This window comes from Streptomyces sp. NRRL S-646 (genome assembly GCF_000720765.1).
Lineage (GTDB): Bacteria > Actinomycetota > Actinomycetes > Streptomycetales > Streptomycetaceae > Streptomyces.
In genome coordinates this window covers 236,835-255,832 of sequence record NZ_JODC01000004.1, presented here as the reverse complement: position 1 = coordinate 255,832, position 18,998 = coordinate 236,835, and the positions used below count along the sequence as shown (strand labels likewise).

Below are 18,998 nucleotides of genomic sequence, written 5' to 3'. Positions count from 1 at the left end.
GCGGCCGGCCGGCTCACCTCCCTTTCGGGCGGGCGAGTTCGCCGCCGGCGGCCGTTCGCGCTGCATCCACTGGTCCGTCCCAGTGGCCGATCAGGTCGCGGTAGAGGGCGGAGTCGGCCATCAGCCGGTCGTGCGTGCCGAGGCGGCAGTGCGAGCCGTCCATGACGAGGACGAGGTCGGCGCGCAGCGCGGAACTGATCCGGTGGGCGCAGACGATCAGGGTGGCCGGGCGGCAGGCGAAGGCCCGTTCGGCGACCGCCTCCGCCGCCGGGTCGAGGTGGCAGGTGGCCTCGTCCAGCAGGACCAGCCGGGTCGGCGGCAGCAGGGCCCGGACCAGGGCGATCAGCTGCCGCTCACCCGCCGAGAGCACGGCCGGATCCACGGTTGCGGCATAGCCGCCGAGGCGTCGGACGAGGGCCTGCGCACCGATGGCGCGGACCGCCGCGTCCAGCTCGGGCTCGGTGGCCGCGGGCTGAAGGTAGGCGAGATTCTCGCGCAGGGTGCCGGTGAACACGTAGGCCTCCTGCGGGATCAGCACACGGGCCCGGGACAACCGGCCCCGATCCAGCTCCCGCACCGGTACACCCCCCAGCCGGACACGTCCGGCGCGCGGTTCCAGCACCCCCGCGACGAGCGCGGCAAGCGTCGACTTGCCCGCCCCGCTGGGACCCACCACCGCCAGGTGCGTGCCCGGCGCGAGAACGAGGTCGAGATCCCGGACGACCGGCTCGGCGGAACGGGCATACCCAAAGGTGACCCCGCACAACTCCACACTCCCGTCGCGGGGCTGTGCTACGGGGGAGGGGGCGGGTGCCCCCGAGCCCGTGGCGGGACGATCGTCCGGTTCGGGTCCGCCGTCCGGAGGCAGCACCCCTCCGGTCGGGCCCGCGGCTTCGTCAAGTGGCCCGACGGGCCGGAATGCTCCCGGACCGGAGGCGGCAGCCGGGGCGTCGTCCGGCTTGGTGCCCCTCTCATGGGGGTGAGACCCTCCGGGCCCATCCGTCACCGCCATGGGAGAGACTCCGGCGGCAGCAGACCAGGCCTCGCCGGGCTCGGTGCCCCTCCCATGGGACTGTGGCTTGCTCGACCCGCCTGAAAACGCCCTGGGGGACAGGGCGGCAGCCCTGCGCTTGCCCGCGGGGGCGGTGGGCGGGGCCGTGTCGGGCTCGGTGTCTTGCTCCAGGGGTGGTGGTCTGCTGGGCCTGCTTGTCACCGTGTTGGGGAAGAGGCCGGCGGCCTTGCGCTTTTCCGGAGCGGGGGCGGTGGGTGGGGCGTTGTCCGGGCCCGCGCCTTTCTCCAGGGAATGTGGCTCCCCGGGCCTGTCTGTCACTGTCTTGAGGAAGAGGCTGGCAGCCCTGCGCCTGCCCGCCGGGGCAGTGGGTGGGGCCTTGTCCGGCTCCGCGCCTTTCTCCGGGGATTGTGGCTCCCCGGGCCTGGCTGTCACTGTCCTGGGGGAGAGGCCGGCAGCCCTGCGCCTGCCCGCCGGGGCAGCCGGTGGGGCCTTGTCAGGCTTGCTGCCCGGCTCCAGGGATTGCGGCCCCTGGTGCCCGCCCGTCACCGTCCCTGGGGAGCGGTCGGTGACCCTGTGGCTTCCCGCGGTGCCGACGGCGGGCGGGGGGTTGTACGGGCCGGTGTCGGCAGGTCGGGGTGGGGGGCCCGTTGTCGTGGGGGCGGAGGCTTCCAGGATTCGGGTGACGGTGACCAGGAGCCAAAGGCCGCTGCCGCCGAGACCCTGGACGAAGCCCCGTAGGGCCGGCTGCAGGGACTGGGAGACGTATGTCAGGGCGCCCAGGATGGCGCCGGTCGTCATCCCGCCGTGGACCAGCCAGGGGGTTCCGGCGAGGATGAGCACGATCGGGAGCCAGCCGCCGACGCCCAGTGCGGCGGTCCGTACGGCGGTGAGCCGGGCAAGGGCGCGGGCCGCGCCGGCTGCCGCGTCGATGCGGGCGCCGACCCGAGCGCGTACGACGTCCTCGGCGCCGCAGGCCGTGACGTCCCGCAGCCCGTCGGCCACCGCGCCCACCTGCTCGGCGATGGCCTCGTCGGCGAGCACGACGGCCCGTTGTCGTGCGGCCATCGCGCGCAGGGCCAGCAGGAAGAGTGCGAGCCCGGCCGCGAGGGGCGGCAGCACGAACAGCAGGAGGGCGGGATCGAGCACGACCAGCCCGAGCAGCACGCTCACCGCGGTGACCGAGAAGGTCTGCACGAACATCACGATCGCCCCGTAGGACTCACGGGCGATCTCGACCTGTTCGGTCAGCCGTGCCACGCCCGCCGTGTCGGCCGGCCCGGCGAGCCGGGCGGAGCGCTGCAGCGTGCCCGTGGTGACGAGGGTGACCAGGTCGTCGCGGAACGGCTCGACGACGTCGGCGAGTTGGAGTGTGGCCTGCCGGGTGCCCCAGGCGCCGAGCAGGACAGTGCAGGCCAGCAGCCCCAGCCAGCCGAGACCCTCGGTACTGCGGCCGGCGAGGAAGCCGTCGTCGACGGCCCGGGCGACCAGCCAGCCGCTCAGCAGCGCAGGCACCGCCTGGACCAGCGACCAGCCGGTGAGCCGTGTGAACTCCCGGCGCCGGGCGCGGAGGGCGGAGCGAAGCAGGCTGTGGGCCGCCGGGTTCATTGTGTGCCCCTGTCGGGTGGCGGCTCCGGGCGGAAGACTGCGCGGGCGACCAGCCGGCCGGACAGCAGCGCAGGCACCGCCTGGGCCAGCGACCAGCCGGTGAGCCGTGTGAACTCCCGGCGCCGGGCGCGGAGGGCGGAGCGAAGCAGGCTGTGGGCCGCGGGGTTCATTGTGTGCCCCTGTCGGGTGGCGGCTCCGGGCGGAAGACGGCCCGGTACGCCGGGTCCGCCCAGAGCGCTCGGTGTGTGCCCTGGTCGCGGACACGGCCCGCGTCGAGCCAGACGATGTGGTCCGCGCGGGCCGCGGTCGACGCCCGGTGGGTCACCACGAGCCGGGTACGGCGGGCGAGCCGCCCGGACCCGGTGAGCACCTTGCCGATGTGGTGCTCGGTGACGGTGTCGAGGCCGGCCGTCACGTCGTCGAGCACCAGGAGACGGCCGGCCGGGCCGGCCTGGACGAACGCGCGTGCAAGGCCCACCCGTTGGGTCTCCCCACCGGACAGCGGGGCGGTGGCCGGCGGGGTGCCGTACCCCTCGGGCAGGGTCTGGAGGAAGGCGTCGGCGCGCGCGGCGGTCGCCCCCGCCAGCACCTCGGCCTGCGCAGGGCCGCGCCCTCCGAAGGCGATCGCGTCGGCGTACGTCTCGCCCAGCAGCACCGGCCGGTCGAAGCCGTACGCCACGGCCCGCCGCAGCGCCGCGCGGTCCACGTCACGCAGCGGCACGCTGTCGAGCAGGACCTCGCCCTCGTCCGGGTCGGCCAGCCGCCCGGCCAGCGCGGCGAGCAGCGACTTGCCGGATCCCGAACGCCCCACGACGGCCGTCAGCATGCCGGGGGGCGGGGCCAGGTCGACTCCGTCCAGCACCGTGCCGCCCTCCGGAGTGCGGACGGTGACCCGGCGGAACTCCAGCCGGCCGCCACCCCCGTCCGGCAGTGGCGTGTCGCCGTACACCACGGCGGGTTCCGCCAACACCTCGGCGACCCGCCCCGCGGTGGCACGCGCGAAGGCGAGCCGGTGCGCCGAGGCGACCAGCGAACTCACGCCCGTGGCCAGCAGCACGTACTCGCTCGCGGCGAGCGTCTGACCCGGTGTGATGCGGCCCCGGGCGAGCTCCAGACCGGCCACCGCCAGCACGGCCACCTCCAGCAGGGGGACGACCGCCGCGTCCCGCGCGGAGACCCGGGCGTACGCCCGCCACATCCCCATGCCGTGGCGGTGCAGCTCCGGCAGCGGCTGCAGGATCCGCTCGGCCTCCCGCGCCGTGGTCCCCGCGGCGGCGATGGAGCGGATGCCGGTGAGAGCGTCGACGAGCCGGGCGGCGATACGGCCCTGCGTGGCGAAGTAGCGGTCGTTGACGTCGGAGACGTCACGGACGAAGGCACGCACCACCAGGACGACCAGCGGCAGTCCGGCGAGGAACGTCAGGCACAGCCAGGGGTCGATGAGGGCCAGGGCCACCACCGCCCCGACCGGGGGAAGTACTTCGGTCACCGCCCACACCAGGCCCGAGGGAGCGCTGCCGGTCCGGGCCGTGTTGCTCACCAGGCGCGTCACCAGATCGCCGGGAGTGTGGCGGCGGGTGGCACGGCTGCCCATGTCGAGGAGGTGCCCGAGCAGGGTGTGCCGCAGCCAAGCCGTGGAGCGGGAGTTGGCGACGGCGCCTGCGTAGTCGTCCGCCGCGTCGCACACCACGAGGAGCGTGACGGCGACGGCGGACAGGGTCAGCCACAGGGTGGCGTCACCGCGCCCCAGCACGGCGTCGACCGTGCGGCCCATGACGGCGGGCAGGACGACGTAGACACCGGCGAGCACCAGGGAGGTGGCGGCCAGGAAGCCGCCCCAGGTGCCGCCCCGCCGTACCGCCGTCAGCAGCAGTCGGTCCGCCGCACGTCGGTCCACGGGCCGCTCCCGTCTGCCGTCGTCGGATGGTTCCGGACGAGGGGGGCGGGGACACCTCCGGTGTCCCCGCCGTTGGGGTGAGAACTAGCAGAGCAGCAGGCTCAGGCGGCTGCCTCCGCAGCCCTTGCTCGCGCGGCTGCCCGGCGGCGGAGCGTGCCCGGTTTCGGTCTCGATGGTGAGACCTTGCAGTTCGAGGAGCGACATGTGTCCTCACCTCCTCTCTCGTACTCGCGTGGGGACGGGGAAGTCATGAGCGGGCAGGTCAGGCGTCAGGAACGGCAGTCCGGCCGGCCGGGAGTGGAACGCGGCACCCAGGGCGAGCAGGACGCCCGCGCCGCCGGTGGCCAGGTCCATGGAAAGCCGCAGCAACTGCTCGCCGGGGAAGGCGAGTTGACCGTCCAGGAGACAGGCGTGACGGGCCAGGCGGCGTACGTGGTCGGCGATCAGGGGGTCCCGCGCTGCGGCCGTACCTGGCGGGTGCGGGCGGCTGAGGTGGAGGATCATCCCGGCGAGACCGTCGAAGAGCCCGGGCTCGATGTAGAAGGACGCCCTGGCCGCCTTGCGGATCGCCGCGGCGGCGTCCAGGAACTCCTCGTCGGCGCGGTGGGCCAGGTAGTCCTCGAGCACCATGCCGATGCCCACGCTGCCGTCGGCGAGATACGGCATGGTGCGCCAGCCCTCGTTCACCTCCATCGACCCCTCCTCGCGCACGACGCAGCGGCGCAGGTCCTGGCGCAGCGCCGTGGCGGCCAGGTCGAGCAGGGCCGGGTCCTTGCTGCGCTCGTACAGGCGCAGGAACAGCAGCGCGGGTCCGGACGACCCGAACATCAGCCCCGCCCGGGGGTGGGCGCCGCCGCTGGTCTGCGGTACGGCGTCGGCCGGGCCCAGGCGGTCGGCGACGACCTCCGCCACCCGGCAGGCGGTGTCACGGCAGGTGGCGTCGCCGGTGGTGATCGCGAAGTGCAGCAGGTTGAGGCCGATGCCGGACAGTCCGCCCTTGAGGTCGAGGGGCAGCGGCTCCCACCGTTCACCCAGGCACATGTCGAGGACCTTGGCGGCCTCCTCGTGGTGTCCGAGGTGCTCGAGGACATGGGCGACGCCGTGCAGGCCGTCGTAGAAGCCGAGGCGGGTGCCCGGTGCCGGGTCGAGTGCGTGCCGGATCAGCCAGTCCTCGTGGTCGGGATGGCGTCCCGCGCCCGTCACGTCCAGCGCATACAGCACGCCTGCCGCGCCGTGGGCCAGGCCGAGTCCGCCTCCCGGGAGCAGGAACTGCTCGATGTCGCCCGGGAAGAGCCGGTCGTCGCGCTCCGGCGCGGCGGCGGCGAGGACGGCGGAGGCGATCGAGTCCCGGGCGCGCAGCCAGCCCGCCGGGTCGGGGTCCAGCCGGGGTGCGTCGCCCGCCCCGGCGTCGATGCCGCCGTCGCCGGTGATGGTCCGGACGGCCTCGTCGAGGAAGGCGCGGGGGACCGGGAACAGCCGGGCGGCCTCCCTGGCAAGCTGGCCCGCCTTGCCGACGTCCAGTTCGATCAGGCCAGTCAGCGGCAGGAACAGGAACAGCCGCAGACTGGCCAGCGCGTAGCGGTCGATGTCGAAGCCGGTGGCGCCGCGCGGGGCGATGAAGCCCGGCGCCGCGAGGACCTGGCGCCGCGCCTGCGTCACGTCGGCGGCGCCCTCGAAGTCGACCAGCACCACCCTGCCGTCCGGGCGGACCAGGATGTTGTCCGTGTGCACGTCCCCGATCACGATGCCCCGCTCGTGGACCGCCGCGACGGCCTCCTCCACCTGCCGGTGGATGTCGAGAGCCCAGTCGGTGTAGTCGGCGAAAGAGGCGGAGTCAGGGGCCAGTGCGGCGAGCGGATAGCGCTTGACGAACTCGTTGTACAGAGCCGTGGCCTCGACGAGCTCCTCGACGAGGAAGTGGTGGCCGCCCAGCTCGAAGTGGTCGCGGACCGCGGGCACGAAGGGCAGTCCGGCCAGCCGTTCCAGGGCCTCCCGCTCGCGCCGGAGCCGGGTGACGGCGTCCGCGCCGTCCGGGGTGAGCCCCGCGTGCGGCCGCCCCTCCTTGAGGACCACGCGCTCCTGCGTCCGGGTGTCCACTGCGGCGTACAGTCCGCCGGCGTTGGAGAAGTGCAGCGCCTTCTCGATCCGGTAGGGCAGGTCGGCGACCGTGGTGCGCCTGCTCTCGGCAAGGTGGGGTTCGAGGAAGCCGGGCAGCTGCACCCACTCGGGAACCTGGAAGGTGGGGCCGCGCACGTCGGGCACCAGACGGCCGGAGGGATCCTCCACCGCCTGCTCCAGCTCGCCGTCGTCCGACACGCAGTACCGGTCGGCGAAGGCCCCGTACCTGACGTAGAGCGGACCGTCCCCCCAGCGCAGGTCGCTGAGAATGTACGGGCCCTCCCGGCCGTCGAGCAGGTCGTCCAGCTCGGTGAGGATGCGCTCGCACTCAGCCTCGTCCACGGGGTAGACCGTCACGAACTTGCCGCTGGAGCCACGGTGTGCGTACTTCGCGTTGGCGAGGAACAGGGCGTCCATGCCGGGCAGGAACTTGAAGGCGATGCGGCGCGGGACGCAGTAGTCCCACACCTCGTCCAGGATCGACTGCGCGTTGTCCGGACAGGCCGAGACATGAATCTTCCAGCCCTGCCGGGGGAAGACGGTGCCGGTGGGACGGCACACCACCCAGTCGCCGAGTTCCTCTCGCGCCCACGAATCGGGCAGCGGAAGGCCGGTCTGCCGGAAGCTGCCACGCGTCCGGCCGTGATGCGGTGCGTCGTAGAAATGGGGGTCGGTGAGGGAGTAGACCTCGTACCGCTTGTCCACGGGAGTCTCCAAGGGTTCAGTCCGCCTCCCTGGTGCCTCTCACCTCCCACGATGGCAGAAGGCGCAGGCGAGGACATCGTGCGTCTGTCACCTGACGAGCGTGGGAATCACCCGGGGCCCCTGTGACGAACGCACACCCGGGGGCGGGGATAATCACGACCGCAGCCGTATTCGAACTACCCGAGAGGCGTGTGTTTCCCGCCATGCGCAACGGTCCCGCACGATGAGCGTCACCGACTCCTTCCCGCTCGGTGCCGCCACCACGCTCGACGAACTCGCCGGGGATCCGCATCCACGACTGGCGCAGCTGCGGGCACAGGAGCCCGTGTCGTGGCTGCCCGAGCTGGGCGGCTGGCTGGTGACCCGCCGCGACCTCGCGCTGCAGGTGATGCGCGACGCCGCGACCTTCACCGTCGACGACCCCCGCTTCTCCACCGCGCAGGTAGTCGGGCCGAGCATGCTGTCCCTGGACGGGGAGCAGCACACCCGCCACCGCGAGCCGTTCAACGCCCCCTTCCGCCCGCGGCAGGTGCGGGACGGCTTCGCCTCGTTCATCGAGCAGGAGACCGGTCGGCTCATCACCGCACTCGAGCCGGCCGGCGCCGCCGAACTGAGACGCGCCTTCGCCGGACCGCTCGCGGTCGCCGTCGTGACCGAGGCACTCGGGCTGTCCGGCGCCGGCACGGACACGGTGCTTTCCTGGTACGACTCCATCGTGCAGTCGGTCTCGGACATCACCGCCGGCCATGCGGCGGGACCCGCCGGAGCCGCCGCGTACGCGGAGCTACGGGCCGCCGTGGAGAACACCGTTGCCGACCGGGGCAGTTCCTCGCTGCTGGTCTCCGCCGCCGGACGGCTGGCGCTGCCCGAGGTGGCGTCCAACGCCGCGGTCCTGATGTTCGGGGGCATCGAGACCACCGAGGCGATGATCACCAATGGGCTGCTGCATCTGCTGTGCCATCCCGACCAACTCGCCCTCGTGCTCGGCGACTTCGAACTGCTGGACGGTGCGATCGAGGAGTCGCTGCGCCTGGAACCCGGCGCGGCCGTCGTGGACCGCTACGCGGTATGTGACATAGCGCTGGGCCCGGCCACCGTCCGCCGGGGCGATCTGGTCACCGTCTCCCTGGCCGGCGCCAACCGCGACCCCGCCGTCTTCCCCGACCCCGACCGTTTCGACGTCCGCCGCGAGAACGCGCGCCTCCAACTGGCCTTCGCCCACGGCCCGCACCACTGCATCGCCGCCCACCTGGCCCGCCTGGAGACCCGCATCGCCCTCCAACGCCTGCTCGAACGCCTCCCCGCCCTGCGCCTCGACCCGGACCGACCCGCAGCCCCGCACGGCCTGGTCTTCCGCAAGCCGGCCGCCCTGCATGTGCAGTGGGACAGCCTCCGCTGAGCGGCCGACGCAACGTCGCGGTCGGGAGTGGCACGCCCGGCACGAGGATTCCGGGCTCGGGCCCACGGCTCATAGGTTCTCCATGTGAACAGCGACAGCCGAGAACGAGCGGAACAATTCGTCCAGTTGCACGCCCTTGAGACAGTGGGGCAGGGCCACCCACTCCAGCTGGTCCTTCGGCCGGCTGGGGCAGTTCATGGCAAACATGGCCCGCAAGGCGGGGGTGCCGGTGGTGCACGTCGATCCGGCGTACACCTCCCGCACCTGCGCCGAGTGCGGGCATGCAGACAAGACAAACCGGGTGAGTCAGGCTTGGTTCGCATGCCGGGACTGCGGATTCGTTGATCACGCAGATCGCAACAGCTCCCGCAACATCCGCGCCCGCGCGTGGGTGTTGTGGCGACGCGGGGCCATGTCAACGGCCCCTGCCCCACCACCGCGTCAGCGGGATGGGGCTGGACGCAAACGCAGCGCCATCGCCAGTGGCGCCCGTTGCGCAAGTCCGTCGCCCGCGACGGGTAGTTGACGGTGAACGTGCCGCCCTGCGCGCCCGCGGTCTGCCGTCCCCGCGGCTGCGGGAGCTGTACCGCCACCCGACCGTACGGCGAACGGTGGCGGGTCTCACGGCCGTGGACGAGGACCTCCGGAAGTGACTCGCCCTGTGCTCAGTGACCAGGGTCCACCCACGTGAGCCCGTCCTCCGAGGCCACCAGCCCGCCGGGCCGCACCGGCGTCTCCTCCTCCAACGGGCCGCCGAACACGCCGCGTTCCTGCAGGACCGCACCCTCCTGGAACACCTGACGGATGGAGGCGGACTCGAAGAGCGGGTTGCGCAGGCCGTCGGAGTCCGGCAGCCGGCCCACCGCCGCGCCGAGCTCCGAGGAGGCCGCCGTCAGCCGTGCGCCCGCCTCCCCGAGCCCGCCGAAAGTCGCGTCGCCGGAGGCGAGACCGCCCACCAGTTCCACGAACGCCTCCAGTTCCGTCGCGCCCACATTGGTGACCTTGCGGGCCTTCCAGAAGTACGAACGCTCGTCCTGATGCATGTCGTAGAAGGAGACCAGGAACTCGTAGAACAGGCTGTACTCGTGCCGGTAGCGGGCCTCGAACTCGTCGAACAGGCGCCCCTCGTCCAGCGTCCCGGCCAGGCTGCTGTTGATGGAGCGGGCCGCGAGCAGGGCGCCGTACGTGGCGAGGTGCACGCCCGAGGAGAGCACCGGGTCGACGAAGCACGCCGCGTCGCCGGCCAGTGCCATGCCGGGCCGCCACAGCCGGGACTTCCAGTACGACCAGTCCTTGCGTACGCGGACCTGGTCGTAGGGCACCTCGGTGGCCTGTGGAACCCCCTGGAGGAGGTCGCGGACCTCGGGGCACGAGTCGATCAGGCGGCGCCAGGCCGCCACCGGGTCCCGCTGTATCGCGGCGGCGCTCTCCCGGCTCACCACCGCCCCCACACTGGTGAGGTCGTCGCGGAGCGGGATGTACCAGATCCAGCCCTCGTCGAAGGCGGCGCAGAAGATGTTGCCGTCGTTGGGCCTGGGCAGCCGTCTGCCCCCGGCGAAGTAGCCGAACACCGCGATGTTGCGGAAGAAGTCGGAGTACGTCCGGCTGCCGCCGACCTCGGTGTGGATGCGGCTGCCGTTCCCGGAGGCGTCCACGACATGGCGGGCCCGGGCCTCGCGGAACTCGCCGCCGGGTCCGCTCCAGCTGACTCCCCGCACCCGCTCCTCGTCGGCGAGCACGCCCTTGACGCGGCAGTTCTCCCGCACGTCGACGCCGACCCGGCGGGCGTTGTCCAGCAGGATCGCGTCGAACCGGGACCGCTCGACCTGGTAGGCGAACGAGGTCGGGTCGGCCAGCCGGGGAGAGAGGGCGAAGGAGAACTGCCACGGATCCCGGTTGCGGCCCCACCGGAACGTCCCGCCGCGCTTCAGCTTGAAGCCCGCCCGCGCGACCTCGTCCTCGACGCCCAGGATGCGGCACACCCCGTGCACGGTGGAGGGCAGCAGCGACTCGCCGATCTGGTAGCGGGGAAACGTCTGCTGTTCCAGGAGCAGGACGCGGTGGCCGCGCAGCGCGACGGCGGTGGCGGCGGTGGACCCGGCCGGACCACCGCCCACGACGATGACGTCGAACTCCTCAACGTCCCTGTGCTCACGGGTGGGTTGTGCAACGGTCACGGTGCCTCTCCTAGGGAGTCGATCCACGCGCGGACGGCCGCCACGGTGGTCCGGGCGTGCTCCTGCATGAACGAGAAGTGGTCGCCCGGGACGTCGACCTGGGTGTGCGGCAGCGGCCAGGACGTCCGCCACTCGTCCGGGCCCGCGCTCGCCGCCATCTCGGCGGTGGGCCGGGTGGCCCTCACGAGCAGGGTCGGGGTGTCGACCGGTTCGGGGTTCCAGCCCAGGAACATACGGGTGTACGCCCCCAGCGCCGCAACACCGGCGTCCTCGTCCGCGGCGAACTCGGTGCCGCCCAGCCGCGGCGCGATGACCGCGGGCAGCGACAGCAGCCAGTCCTTGTCGCTGTTGCCGTCGTTGACGAGGTAGCTGTCCAGCAGCACCTGCCCCACAGGAGCGGCCCCCAGTGCTTCGAGCCGCCGGGTCACGGCGTGTGCCACCGCGCCCCCGGTGCTGACGCCGACGACCACGAAGGGCCGGCCGCCCACGTGCCGCAGCACCGACTCGGCGTGGGTGAGCGCCAGGGTGTCCCGGTCGGCCGGCACCGCGCGGCCCGCACCGATGCCCGGGTGCGGGAACTCCAGAACGTCCAACTCCCCCTGAAAACAACCGTGGAAGGGAGCGAACTCCCCGCCCGGCACGCCGAACGTCGGGTGGGTGCCGGTGAAGAACACGAGCACCGCCCCGCCGTCCCCGGCACCGGTGGCGCGCCGCACCGGCGGGATCGCGTGCCGACGACTCTCGCCCGCGTCGAACGTGGGAACCGCCCAGGACGCCGTGACCAGCATCTGCATCGCGGCGACCACCTGACCGGCCTCGCAGACCCGCCGGTAGAGCGAGGACAGGGTCTGCGCGGGCCGCGGGCCCGCTGTCCCCTTGGTATCGGGCGCCGCCGACGGCAGGTCGTCCTCCAGCAGACCGAGGATGTGACGGGCCAGCCCCTGAGCCGTCGGATGCTCGAACACCACGGCGGCCGAAAGCCGCAGCCGCAGCGCCATGCTCAGCCGGTTGCGGACCTGCACGGCCATCAGCGAGTCGAAGCCCAGCTCGGCGAAGGACCTGCCGGCCGGGAGCGCCTCGGCGTCCGGATATCCGAGCACCGCCGCCACGTCGGCGCTCATCAACTCCGCAAGCCTGCCTTCCCGTTGATCGGCGGGAAGCTCGGCCAGCATCCGGCGCCATGCTCCCGGCTCCCATGGCTGCTCAGGACCCGACCGGGCCTTCCCGAGAGCGGGCGTACGAGGGCGCACCAGCCCGCGCAGGAGTGGCGGCAGCGGTCCTTGGGCGGAACGGAGGCCCGCCCGGTCCAGCAGAACAGGCGCCAGCACGGACCCGCCGTCGCGGAGCGCCGCGTCGAACAGGGTCAGCCCCTGCGCCGTGGACAGCGGGCGGAATACGTCACCGTTCCGCTGCTGTGCTCCTGCCATACCCCCTGAGGCCTCCCACGGCCCCCAAGCCAGGGACACGGCCGGCAGTCCGAGGCGGGTGCGATGGCAGGTCAGGGCGTCCAGGAAGGAGTTCGCCGCCGCGTAGTTGCCCTGGCCCGCGCGGCCCAACAGACCGGAGACCGAGGAGAACAGGACGAACGCCGACAGGTCCAGGTCGCGCGTCAGCTCGTGCAGATGCCAGGCCGCATCCGCTTTCGGCCGCAGCACCGCCGCCATCCGCTCCGGGGTCAGCGCGGTCAGGACCCCGTCGTCAAGCACCCCGGCAGCATGCACCACGGCGGTCAGAGCGGGCGCACAGCTGTCGATCACCTCGGCGAGCGCGGCACGGTCGGCCGCGTCGCAGGCCGCGATCCGCACCTCGGCGCCCAGCTCCTCCAGCGCGGCGCGCAGTGCCCCGGCGCCCGGTGCCTGCGGCCCCAGGCGCCCGGTGAGCAGCAGGTGTCGTACGCCGTACGAGGTGACGAGATGGCGGGCGAGCTCCGCACCCAGAGCGCCGGTACCGCCGGTGATCAGTACGGTGCCGGTCCAGAGGGGGGTGTCCGCGGATGCGTGGCCGGTGGCACGGACCAGGCGTGGAACGTGCAACTGCCCGGATCGGATGGACAGTTGAGGGTGACCTGTGGCCACGGCCGCGGGCAGGAGCCGTAGCGACTCGGGTCGTCCGTCCACGTCCACGAGCGTGACACGCCCGGGTACCTCGGACTGGGCCGTGCGCACCAGCCCCCACACCGCGGCACCGGCCAGGTCCGGGTCCGGCGCGGTTGCGTTCCGCGTCAGCACCACCAGACGCGAGCCCGCCGTGCGCGGATCGTCCTGCCAGTCCTGCAGCGTGCGCAGCACCTTGGCCGTCAGCGCGTGTACGGCGGGCATCGGGTCGGGAGCCGCCGCCGGGCCGACGGCCGTGACGACGACGGTGTCCGGTTCGGGTACGGCGGTGTCCACGACATCCGGGAGCAGCGCGCGCAGGTCCAACTCGTCCGGACCCAGAACCGCCCAGAGTGCTGTGAAGTCCCGTCCGCCGTCGGACGATTCCACGGGGGACCAGGCGGGGCGCCACAAGGCCTGCCCCACCACGTCGAGTTCGGCCGTCGGGACGGGGAGTTCCCGTGTGACGAGGGAATCCACGCGCACCACCGGGCGACCCGCCCGGTCGGCGAGCGTCACCGAGAGGGCATCCGCTCCGGTCGGGGCGACCCGTACGCGTACCTCCGACGCCCCCACCGCGTACAGCCGCACGCCGGTCCACGCGAACGGCACCCGCAGAGCCTCCTCCCCGTCCGCGGAGCCCGTCAGCAGCGGCGCGTGCAGTGCCGCGTCCAGCAGTGCCGGATGGATGCCGAAGCGGTCGGCGTCCGTCAACACCCCTTCGGGCAGCCGCACTTCCGCGAACAGGACGTCCCCGCGCCGCCACGCCGACCGTACGCCCCGGAAGGCCGGCCCGTACGCGAGGCCGCTCTCAGCGAGACCGTCGTAGGCGTCCGTGAGATCGACCTCGACGGCACCGTCCGGGGGCCATGCCGTGAGTTCCGGGTCCGGCGACGGAGTCTTTGCGGGGTCCGGGCCGAGCAGGCCGGTGGCGTGCCGGGTCCAGGCGGGCTCTGCATCCACGTCGGGGCGGGCGTAGACGTCGAACGGCCGTCGGCCGGACTCGTCCGGCTTGCCTACGACGAGTTGGACGCGGACCCCGGTGTCCGGGGCGAGGATGAGCGGGGCCACGACGACGAGTTCGTCGAGGCTGCCGCAGCCGACCTCGTGGCCCGCCTGTACGGCCAGTTCCACGAACGCCGTCGCGGGCACGAGGACCGCACCGGCGACCACATGATCGGTGAGCCACGGGTGCATGGTGGGCGAGAGCAGTCCGGAGAACACCGTGCGGTCGGTGTCCGGCACGGTGAACGCCGGGCCCAACAGCGGGTGTTCGTGGGCGGCCGCCACAGGGGCCGGGGTCTGCGGCGCGTCCAGCCAGTAGCGGCGGCGCTGGAAGGCGTACGTCGGCAGGTCCACCCGCCGGGCCCGGCTTTCCGCGAACACCGCGGGCCAGTCGACCCGCGCCCCGCGTACATGGAGACGGGCCACGGCGGTCAGGAGGGTCTGCGGCTCGTGTTCGCCGCCGCGGGTGGCGGTGATGCACAACGGTCCGTCGCCGTCCGGGCCGGTCAGGCATTCCTCGGCCGCCGCCGTGAGGGCGGGGCCGGGGCCGATCTCCAGGAACGCGGAGACGCCGTTGTCCCCGAGCCAGTGCAGGGCGTCGGCGAACCGCACCGGCCGGCGGGCGTGCCGTACCCAGTACTCCGGGGAACACAGCTCCGCGGCCTCGGCCGGGCCGCCTGTCACCGCCGAGACCACGGGTATCCGTGGCGGCCGGAAGGCCAGCGCCTCGGCAACTTGGCGGAAGTCGTCGAGCATCGGCTCCACCAGCGGTGAGTGGAAGGCGTGGGCGACCCGCAGGCGTACGGTCCTGCGGCCGCGCGCCTCGAACCCGGCCGCGACGGCGAGCACCGTCTCCCGTACGCCGGAGATCACCACCGAGCGCGGCCCGTTGAGGGAGGCGATCGCCACCCGGTCGCCCGCGTTCCCGAGCGCCGAGAGGACTTCCTCTTCGGTCGCGTGCAGGGCCATCATCGCCCCGTCGGCGGGCAGGGCCTGCATCAACCGGCCGCGGGCCGCGACCAGTTGCGCCGCGTCGGGCAGATCCAGCACTCCGGCGACATGGGCCGCCGCCAGTTCTCCCACGGAGTGGCCGGTCAGGAAGTCGGCCCGCACCCCCCAGGACTCCAGGAGCCGGAACAGCGCCACCTCGAAGGCGAACAGACCGGCCTGCGTGAAGTCCGTACGGTCGAGCAGCGCGGCCTCGGGCGAAACCCGCTCCGCGGACAGCACCTGGCCCAGTGGCAGTTCGAGACGGGCGTCGAGCTCCCGGCAGACGTCGTCGAAAGCGGTGGCGAAGACGGGAAACGCGGCACGCAACTCCGCGCCCATCCGAACGCGTTGGGCGCCCTGCCCGGTGAACAGGAAGGCCGTGCGCAGGCCCGGGTCGGCGACGGCCCGCATCGAGCCGATGCCGTCGCCGCCCTCGGCGAGTGCCTCCAGGGCCGACAGCATGCGCGCTCGGTCGTCGGCCGGCACCATCGCCCGGTGGGCGAGCGCCGACCTCGACACGGCCAGGGAGAGGCTGATGTCGGCTGCGGAGAGGCCGGGGCGGGCCTTCAGGCGGTCAGCGAGTCGGCGGGCCTGGGCCCGCAGGGCCGTCTCGTCGGCGCCGGAGAGCAGCCAGGGGGCTGCCGCTGAGAGGTCCGCGGGAGGTGCGGTGATGTGCCGTCCTTCGTCTGCGGCGTCATCGTGGCTGGTCGCCGCGCCCCTTTGGGGCGCTGTCGTTGCCCAGGGCTCCTCAAGGATCACGTGCGCGTTGGTGCCTCCGATACCGAAGGCCGACACACCGGCCCGGCGCGGCCCGGCGTCCGTCGCGGGCCACGGGCGGGCCTCGGTCAGCAGCTGCACCCGGCCGGCGGACCAGTCGACGTGTGGTGTGGGGGTCTGCGTGTGCAGGGTCCGGGGGAGTTCCTCGTGGTGCAGGGCCTGCACCATCTTGATGACTCCGGCGACTCCGGCGGCCGCCTGGGTGTGACCGAGGTTCGACTTGACCGAGCCGAGCCACAGCGGCGGCCGGTCCTCGGGCCGCCCCTGGCCGTAGGTGGCCAGCAGGGCACGCGCCTCCAGGGGGTCGCCGAGCGTGGTGCCCGTGCCGTGCGCCTCCACCGCGTCCACGTCCTGCGGGCGCAGTCCCGCGTCGGCCAACGCCCGTGTGATCAGCCGCTGTTGGGCCTGGCCGTTGGGCGCCGTCAGCCCGTTGGACGCGCCGTCGGAGTTGACCGCGGAGCCGCGCAGCACGGCCAGCACCGGGTGGCCGTGGCGGCGGGCGTCGGACAGCCGCTCCAGCAGCACCAGGCCCGCACCCTCGGCCCAGGCGGTGCCGTCCGCCGTGGCCGAGAACGACTTGCAGCGGCCGTCGGGCGCGAGACCGCGCTGCCGGCTGAACGCCGTGAACGGCTTGGGCGTCGCCATCACCGTGACCCCGCCCGCCAGCGCGAGGGAACACTCCCCGGAGCGCAGCGCCTTCGCCGCCCAGTGCAGCGCCACCAGCGAGGAGGAGCAGGCGGTGTCGACGGTGATCGAGGGCCCGCGCAGGCCGTAGACGTACGAGATGCGGCCCGAGGCCACGCTGCCGGACGAGCCCAGGCCCAGATGGGCCTCCAGTTCGTGGGTGGTGAAGCGGGCGGAGTAGTCGCCGTGCATCACGCCCACGAACACGCCCGTGTCGCTCTCGCGGATCGCGGCGGGGTCGATGCCCGCCCGCTCCCAGACCTCCCACGAGGTCTCCAGCAGCAGCCGCTGCTGCGGATCCATCGCCAGTGCCTCGCGCGGCGAGATCCCGAAGAGACCCGCGTCGAACTCCGCCGCCCGGTGCAGGAATCCGCCCCGGCGCGTGTACGAGGTGCCGATCCGGTCCGGGTCGGGATCGTAGAGGGCAGCCAGGTCCCAGCCCCGGTCGGTGGGGAAGTCCGAGGTGGCGTCCCTGCCCTCCGACACCAGCCGCCACAGGTCCTCGGGGGAGTCGACATCGCCGGGCAGGCGGCAGCCCATGGCGACGATCACCACCGGATCGTCGGTGCCCGCGTCTGCGGCGGAGGGCGGGACGGACGCGGTGGCGGGCGTGAAGAGGGTGTGGTGCAGGTGCCGGGCCAGCGCGGCCGGTGTGGGCTGGTCGAAGACCAGCGTCGAGGGCAGCCGCAGCCCGGTCGCCTCGCCGAGCCGGTCGACGAGCGTGACGGCGCCCACGGAGGTCAGGCCGAGATCGGTGAACGGGCCGTCCGCGTCAAGCCGTTCGTACGGTCCGCTGTCGCAGACCGCGGCCGTCTCCGCGAGCACCGCCTCGCGCAGCGCCCGCTCCCTCCCCTCCGGCGGCAGGGACAGCAGCCGCTGCCGCAGGGCTCCCGCGGCGGCCGTGGGGGAGGACGGGGCCGGCCGGACCGCTCCCGTCACGACGGCGTGCCGGGCGATCTTGCCGGACGCCGTGCGCGGTACGGCCGCGATCTCGCGGATCTCGACGGGCAGTTTGTACGCGGCCAGCCGAGTACGGCACGCGTCCAGGACCTGCCGTGGGTCGAACCCTTCCGGTCCCGGGACGACATAGGCCACCGGGACCTCGCCGAGGACGTCGTGCGGGGCGCCCACCACTACCGCGTCCCGCACGCCGGGGCAGCGCAGCAGGGCCTGTTCGATCTCCGTGGGGTGGATATTCTCCCCACCGCGGATGATCAGCTCGCTGACCCGGCCGGTGAGGGTGAGATGGCCGTGTGCGACGCGTCGGCCGAGGTCTCCGGTGCGGTACCAGCCGTCCCGCAGCGCGGCCTCGGTCTCCTTCGGCCGGTTGTGGTAGCCGGTCATCAGGCTCGGGCCGCGCACCCAGATCTCGCCCTCGTCGCCGTCCGCGACATCGTTGCCGGAGCCGGGATCGACGACGCGCACCTCCATGCCCGGCACCGGCGGGCCGCAGGAACCGTCGACCCGCGGCCCGTCCGGACGGTTCACCGCGATCATGCCGCAGGTCTCGGTGCTGCCGTATGCATCGAGCAGCTGCGCCCCCAGCAGGTCCTCCACCGCCCGGCGCAGGGCGGGTGCGCTCGGGGCGCCCGCCACGATGCAGGTCCGCAGTCCCGGCGGAGTCGGGGACGGCTCCTCCTGGGCGGACGCCAGCAGCTGGTGGTAGGTGGCGGGCACCCCGGCCAGGACGGTGTAGGGGCCGCCCAGGTCTTCGCGCGGTGTCCGCAGCTCCTGCAACAGGCCGTCGGGCGGGAGGAGTTCGGCGGTGATCCTGGCGCTCGCGCCGACCGCGGTGACACCCAGGACGGCAAGAGAGTGCCCGAAGCTGTGGAACAGCGGCAGCGGCCACAGCAGGCGGTCCGCGGAGGAGAGCCCGAACAGCGGGGCGTAACAGGCGGCCGCCGACCACAGGGCGGCGCGCTGCGTGGACAGCACGCCCTTGGGCCGGTGGGTGGTGCCGGAGGTGTAGAGCATCCAGGCGGGCTCGTCGAGGCCGAGATCGTCCCGGGGCGGCCCGGCGGGGGAGGGATCGGCGGCTATGGCGTCGAAGAGGGCCGTGCCGTCCGGGGCGTCCTCGGGGAGTGGGCCCGGGCCGGTCAGCAGGATGCGCGTACGGTCCTGTCCGGGACGCAGGCGGTGCAGCCGGGCCAGGTGCGCGGGGTCGGTGACGAGGACCGAGGCGCCGCTGTCCTCGAGGAAATGGGCGAGTTCGGCGTCGGAGGACCGGGGATTGAGCGGTACGCCGACCGCTCCTGCCCTGACGACGGCCAGCACACTCTCCACCGTCTCGACACAGTTGCCCAGGCAGATCGCGACCCGCTCGCCCCGCCGCAGACCGGTCCGGGCGAGGTACGCGGCAAGTCGACCTGTGCGCCGCTCCAACTCCTCGTAGGTCACGGCGCGCACGTCGTCGGCGAACGCCACACGTGAGGGCGCCTCCCACGCGTGCGCCTTCAGCAGCTCCGGCAGCGGCCGGATCAGCCCGTCGTGCGTCATGTTCCTGCCCCTCCGGCCCGTGCTCGGCACGGCGGCCGTC

The 18,998-nt window shown here is 73.3% G+C and carries 9 protein-coding genes; 2 read left to right on the top strand and 7 right to left on the bottom strand.

What is annotated here, in order from left to right; translation table 11 throughout:
- Positions 1 to 13: 13 nt before the first annotated feature.
- From IH68_RS57920 to lanKC, 5 genes are all read right to left on the bottom strand, one after another.
- Positions 14 to 2,617 carry an ATP-binding cassette domain-containing protein gene (locus IH68_RS57920; protein ID WP_234341293.1) on the bottom strand — a complete coding sequence of 868 codons (2,604 nt, stop codon included), beginning with the start codon at positions 2,615 to 2,617 and terminating at the stop codon, positions 14 to 16.
- Positions 2,614 to 2,787 carry a hypothetical protein gene (locus IH68_RS56325; RefSeq protein WP_159403659.1) on the bottom strand — a complete coding sequence of 58 codons (174 nt, stop codon included), beginning with the start codon at positions 2,785 to 2,787 and terminating at the stop codon, positions 2,614 to 2,616. Before IH68_RS56325 ends, IH68_RS57920 begins: the two co-directional genes overlap by 4 nt.
- The gene (locus IH68_RS0109370) at positions 2,784 to 4,514 is read right to left on the bottom strand and encodes an ABC transporter ATP-binding protein (protein ID WP_037884676.1); all 1,731 of its coding nucleotides are present in this window, start codon (positions 4,512 to 4,514) and stop codon (positions 2,784 to 2,786) included. The genes IH68_RS56325 and IH68_RS0109370 overlap by 4 nt, the downstream gene beginning before the upstream one ends.
- A gap of 84 nt (positions 4,515 to 4,598) precedes the next feature.
- Positions 4,599 to 4,718: a SapB/AmfS family lanthipeptide gene (locus IH68_RS55135; protein ID WP_099926849.1), complete on the bottom strand. Its 120-nt coding sequence runs from the start codon at positions 4,716 to 4,718 to the stop codon at positions 4,599 to 4,601.
- A 6-nt stretch (positions 4,719 to 4,724) separates the two neighbouring features.
- Complete coding sequence (gene lanKC / locus IH68_RS0109360) at positions 4,725 to 7,337, bottom strand: class III lanthionine synthetase LanKC (RefSeq protein ID WP_030931317.1); 2,613 nt, start codon at positions 7,335 to 7,337, stop codon at positions 4,725 to 4,727.
- 223 nt (positions 7,338 to 7,560) lie between these two features.
- Here lanKC and IH68_RS0109355 point away from each other — a divergent pair, with 223 nt between their 5' ends.
- On the top strand, positions 7,561 to 8,736 hold the full coding sequence (locus IH68_RS0109355; RefSeq protein ID WP_030931315.1) for a cytochrome P450: 1,176 nt from the start codon (positions 7,561 to 7,563) through the stop codon (positions 8,734 to 8,736).
- A 196-nt stretch (positions 8,737 to 8,932) separates the two neighbouring features.
- Positions 8,933 to 9,262 carry a transposase gene (locus IH68_RS52880; protein ID WP_324607667.1) on the top strand — a complete coding sequence of 110 codons (330 nt, stop codon included), beginning with the start codon at positions 8,933 to 8,935 and terminating at the stop codon, positions 9,260 to 9,262.
- 139 nt (positions 9,263 to 9,401) lie between these two features.
- Here IH68_RS52880 and IH68_RS0109345 read toward each other — a convergent pair whose 3' ends face one another.
- Complete coding sequence (locus IH68_RS0109345) at positions 9,402 to 10,913, bottom strand: tryptophan 7-halogenase (protein WP_030931308.1); 1,512 nt, start codon at positions 10,911 to 10,913, stop codon at positions 9,402 to 9,404.
- Positions 10,910 to 18,958, bottom strand: coding sequence for a type I polyketide synthase (locus IH68_RS0109340; protein WP_030931305.1), 8,049 nt, complete (start codon positions 18,956 to 18,958; stop codon positions 10,910 to 10,912). The genes IH68_RS0109345 and IH68_RS0109340 overlap by 4 nt, the downstream gene beginning before the upstream one ends.
- Positions 18,959 to 18,998: the final 40 nt, after the last annotated feature.

Bases quoted from the DNA above. Each gene is read 5' to 3' on its own strand.
- IH68_RS56325 (WP_159403659.1), bottom strand. From the start codon at position 2,787: ATGAACCCCGCGGCCCACAGCCTGCTTCGCTCCGCCCTCCGCGCCCGG.
- IH68_RS57920 (WP_234341293.1), bottom strand. From the start codon at position 2,617: ATGAACCCGGCGGCCCACAGCCTGCTTCGCTCCGCCCTCCGCGCCCGG.
- IH68_RS0109355 (WP_030931315.1), top strand. From the start codon at position 7,561: ATGAGCGTCACCGACTCCTTCCCGCTCGGTGCCGCCACCACGCTCGAC.
- IH68_RS52880 (WP_324607667.1), top strand. From the start codon at position 8,933: ATGGCAAACATGGCCCGCAAGGCGGGGGTGCCGGTGGTGCACGTCGAT.
- IH68_RS55135 (WP_099926849.1), bottom strand. From the start codon at position 4,718: ATGTCGCTCCTCGAACTGCAAGGTCTCACCATCGAGACCGAAACCGGG.
- IH68_RS0109340 (WP_030931305.1), bottom strand. From the start codon at position 18,958: ATGACGCACGACGGGCTGATCCGGCCGCTGCCGGAGCTGCTGAAGGCG.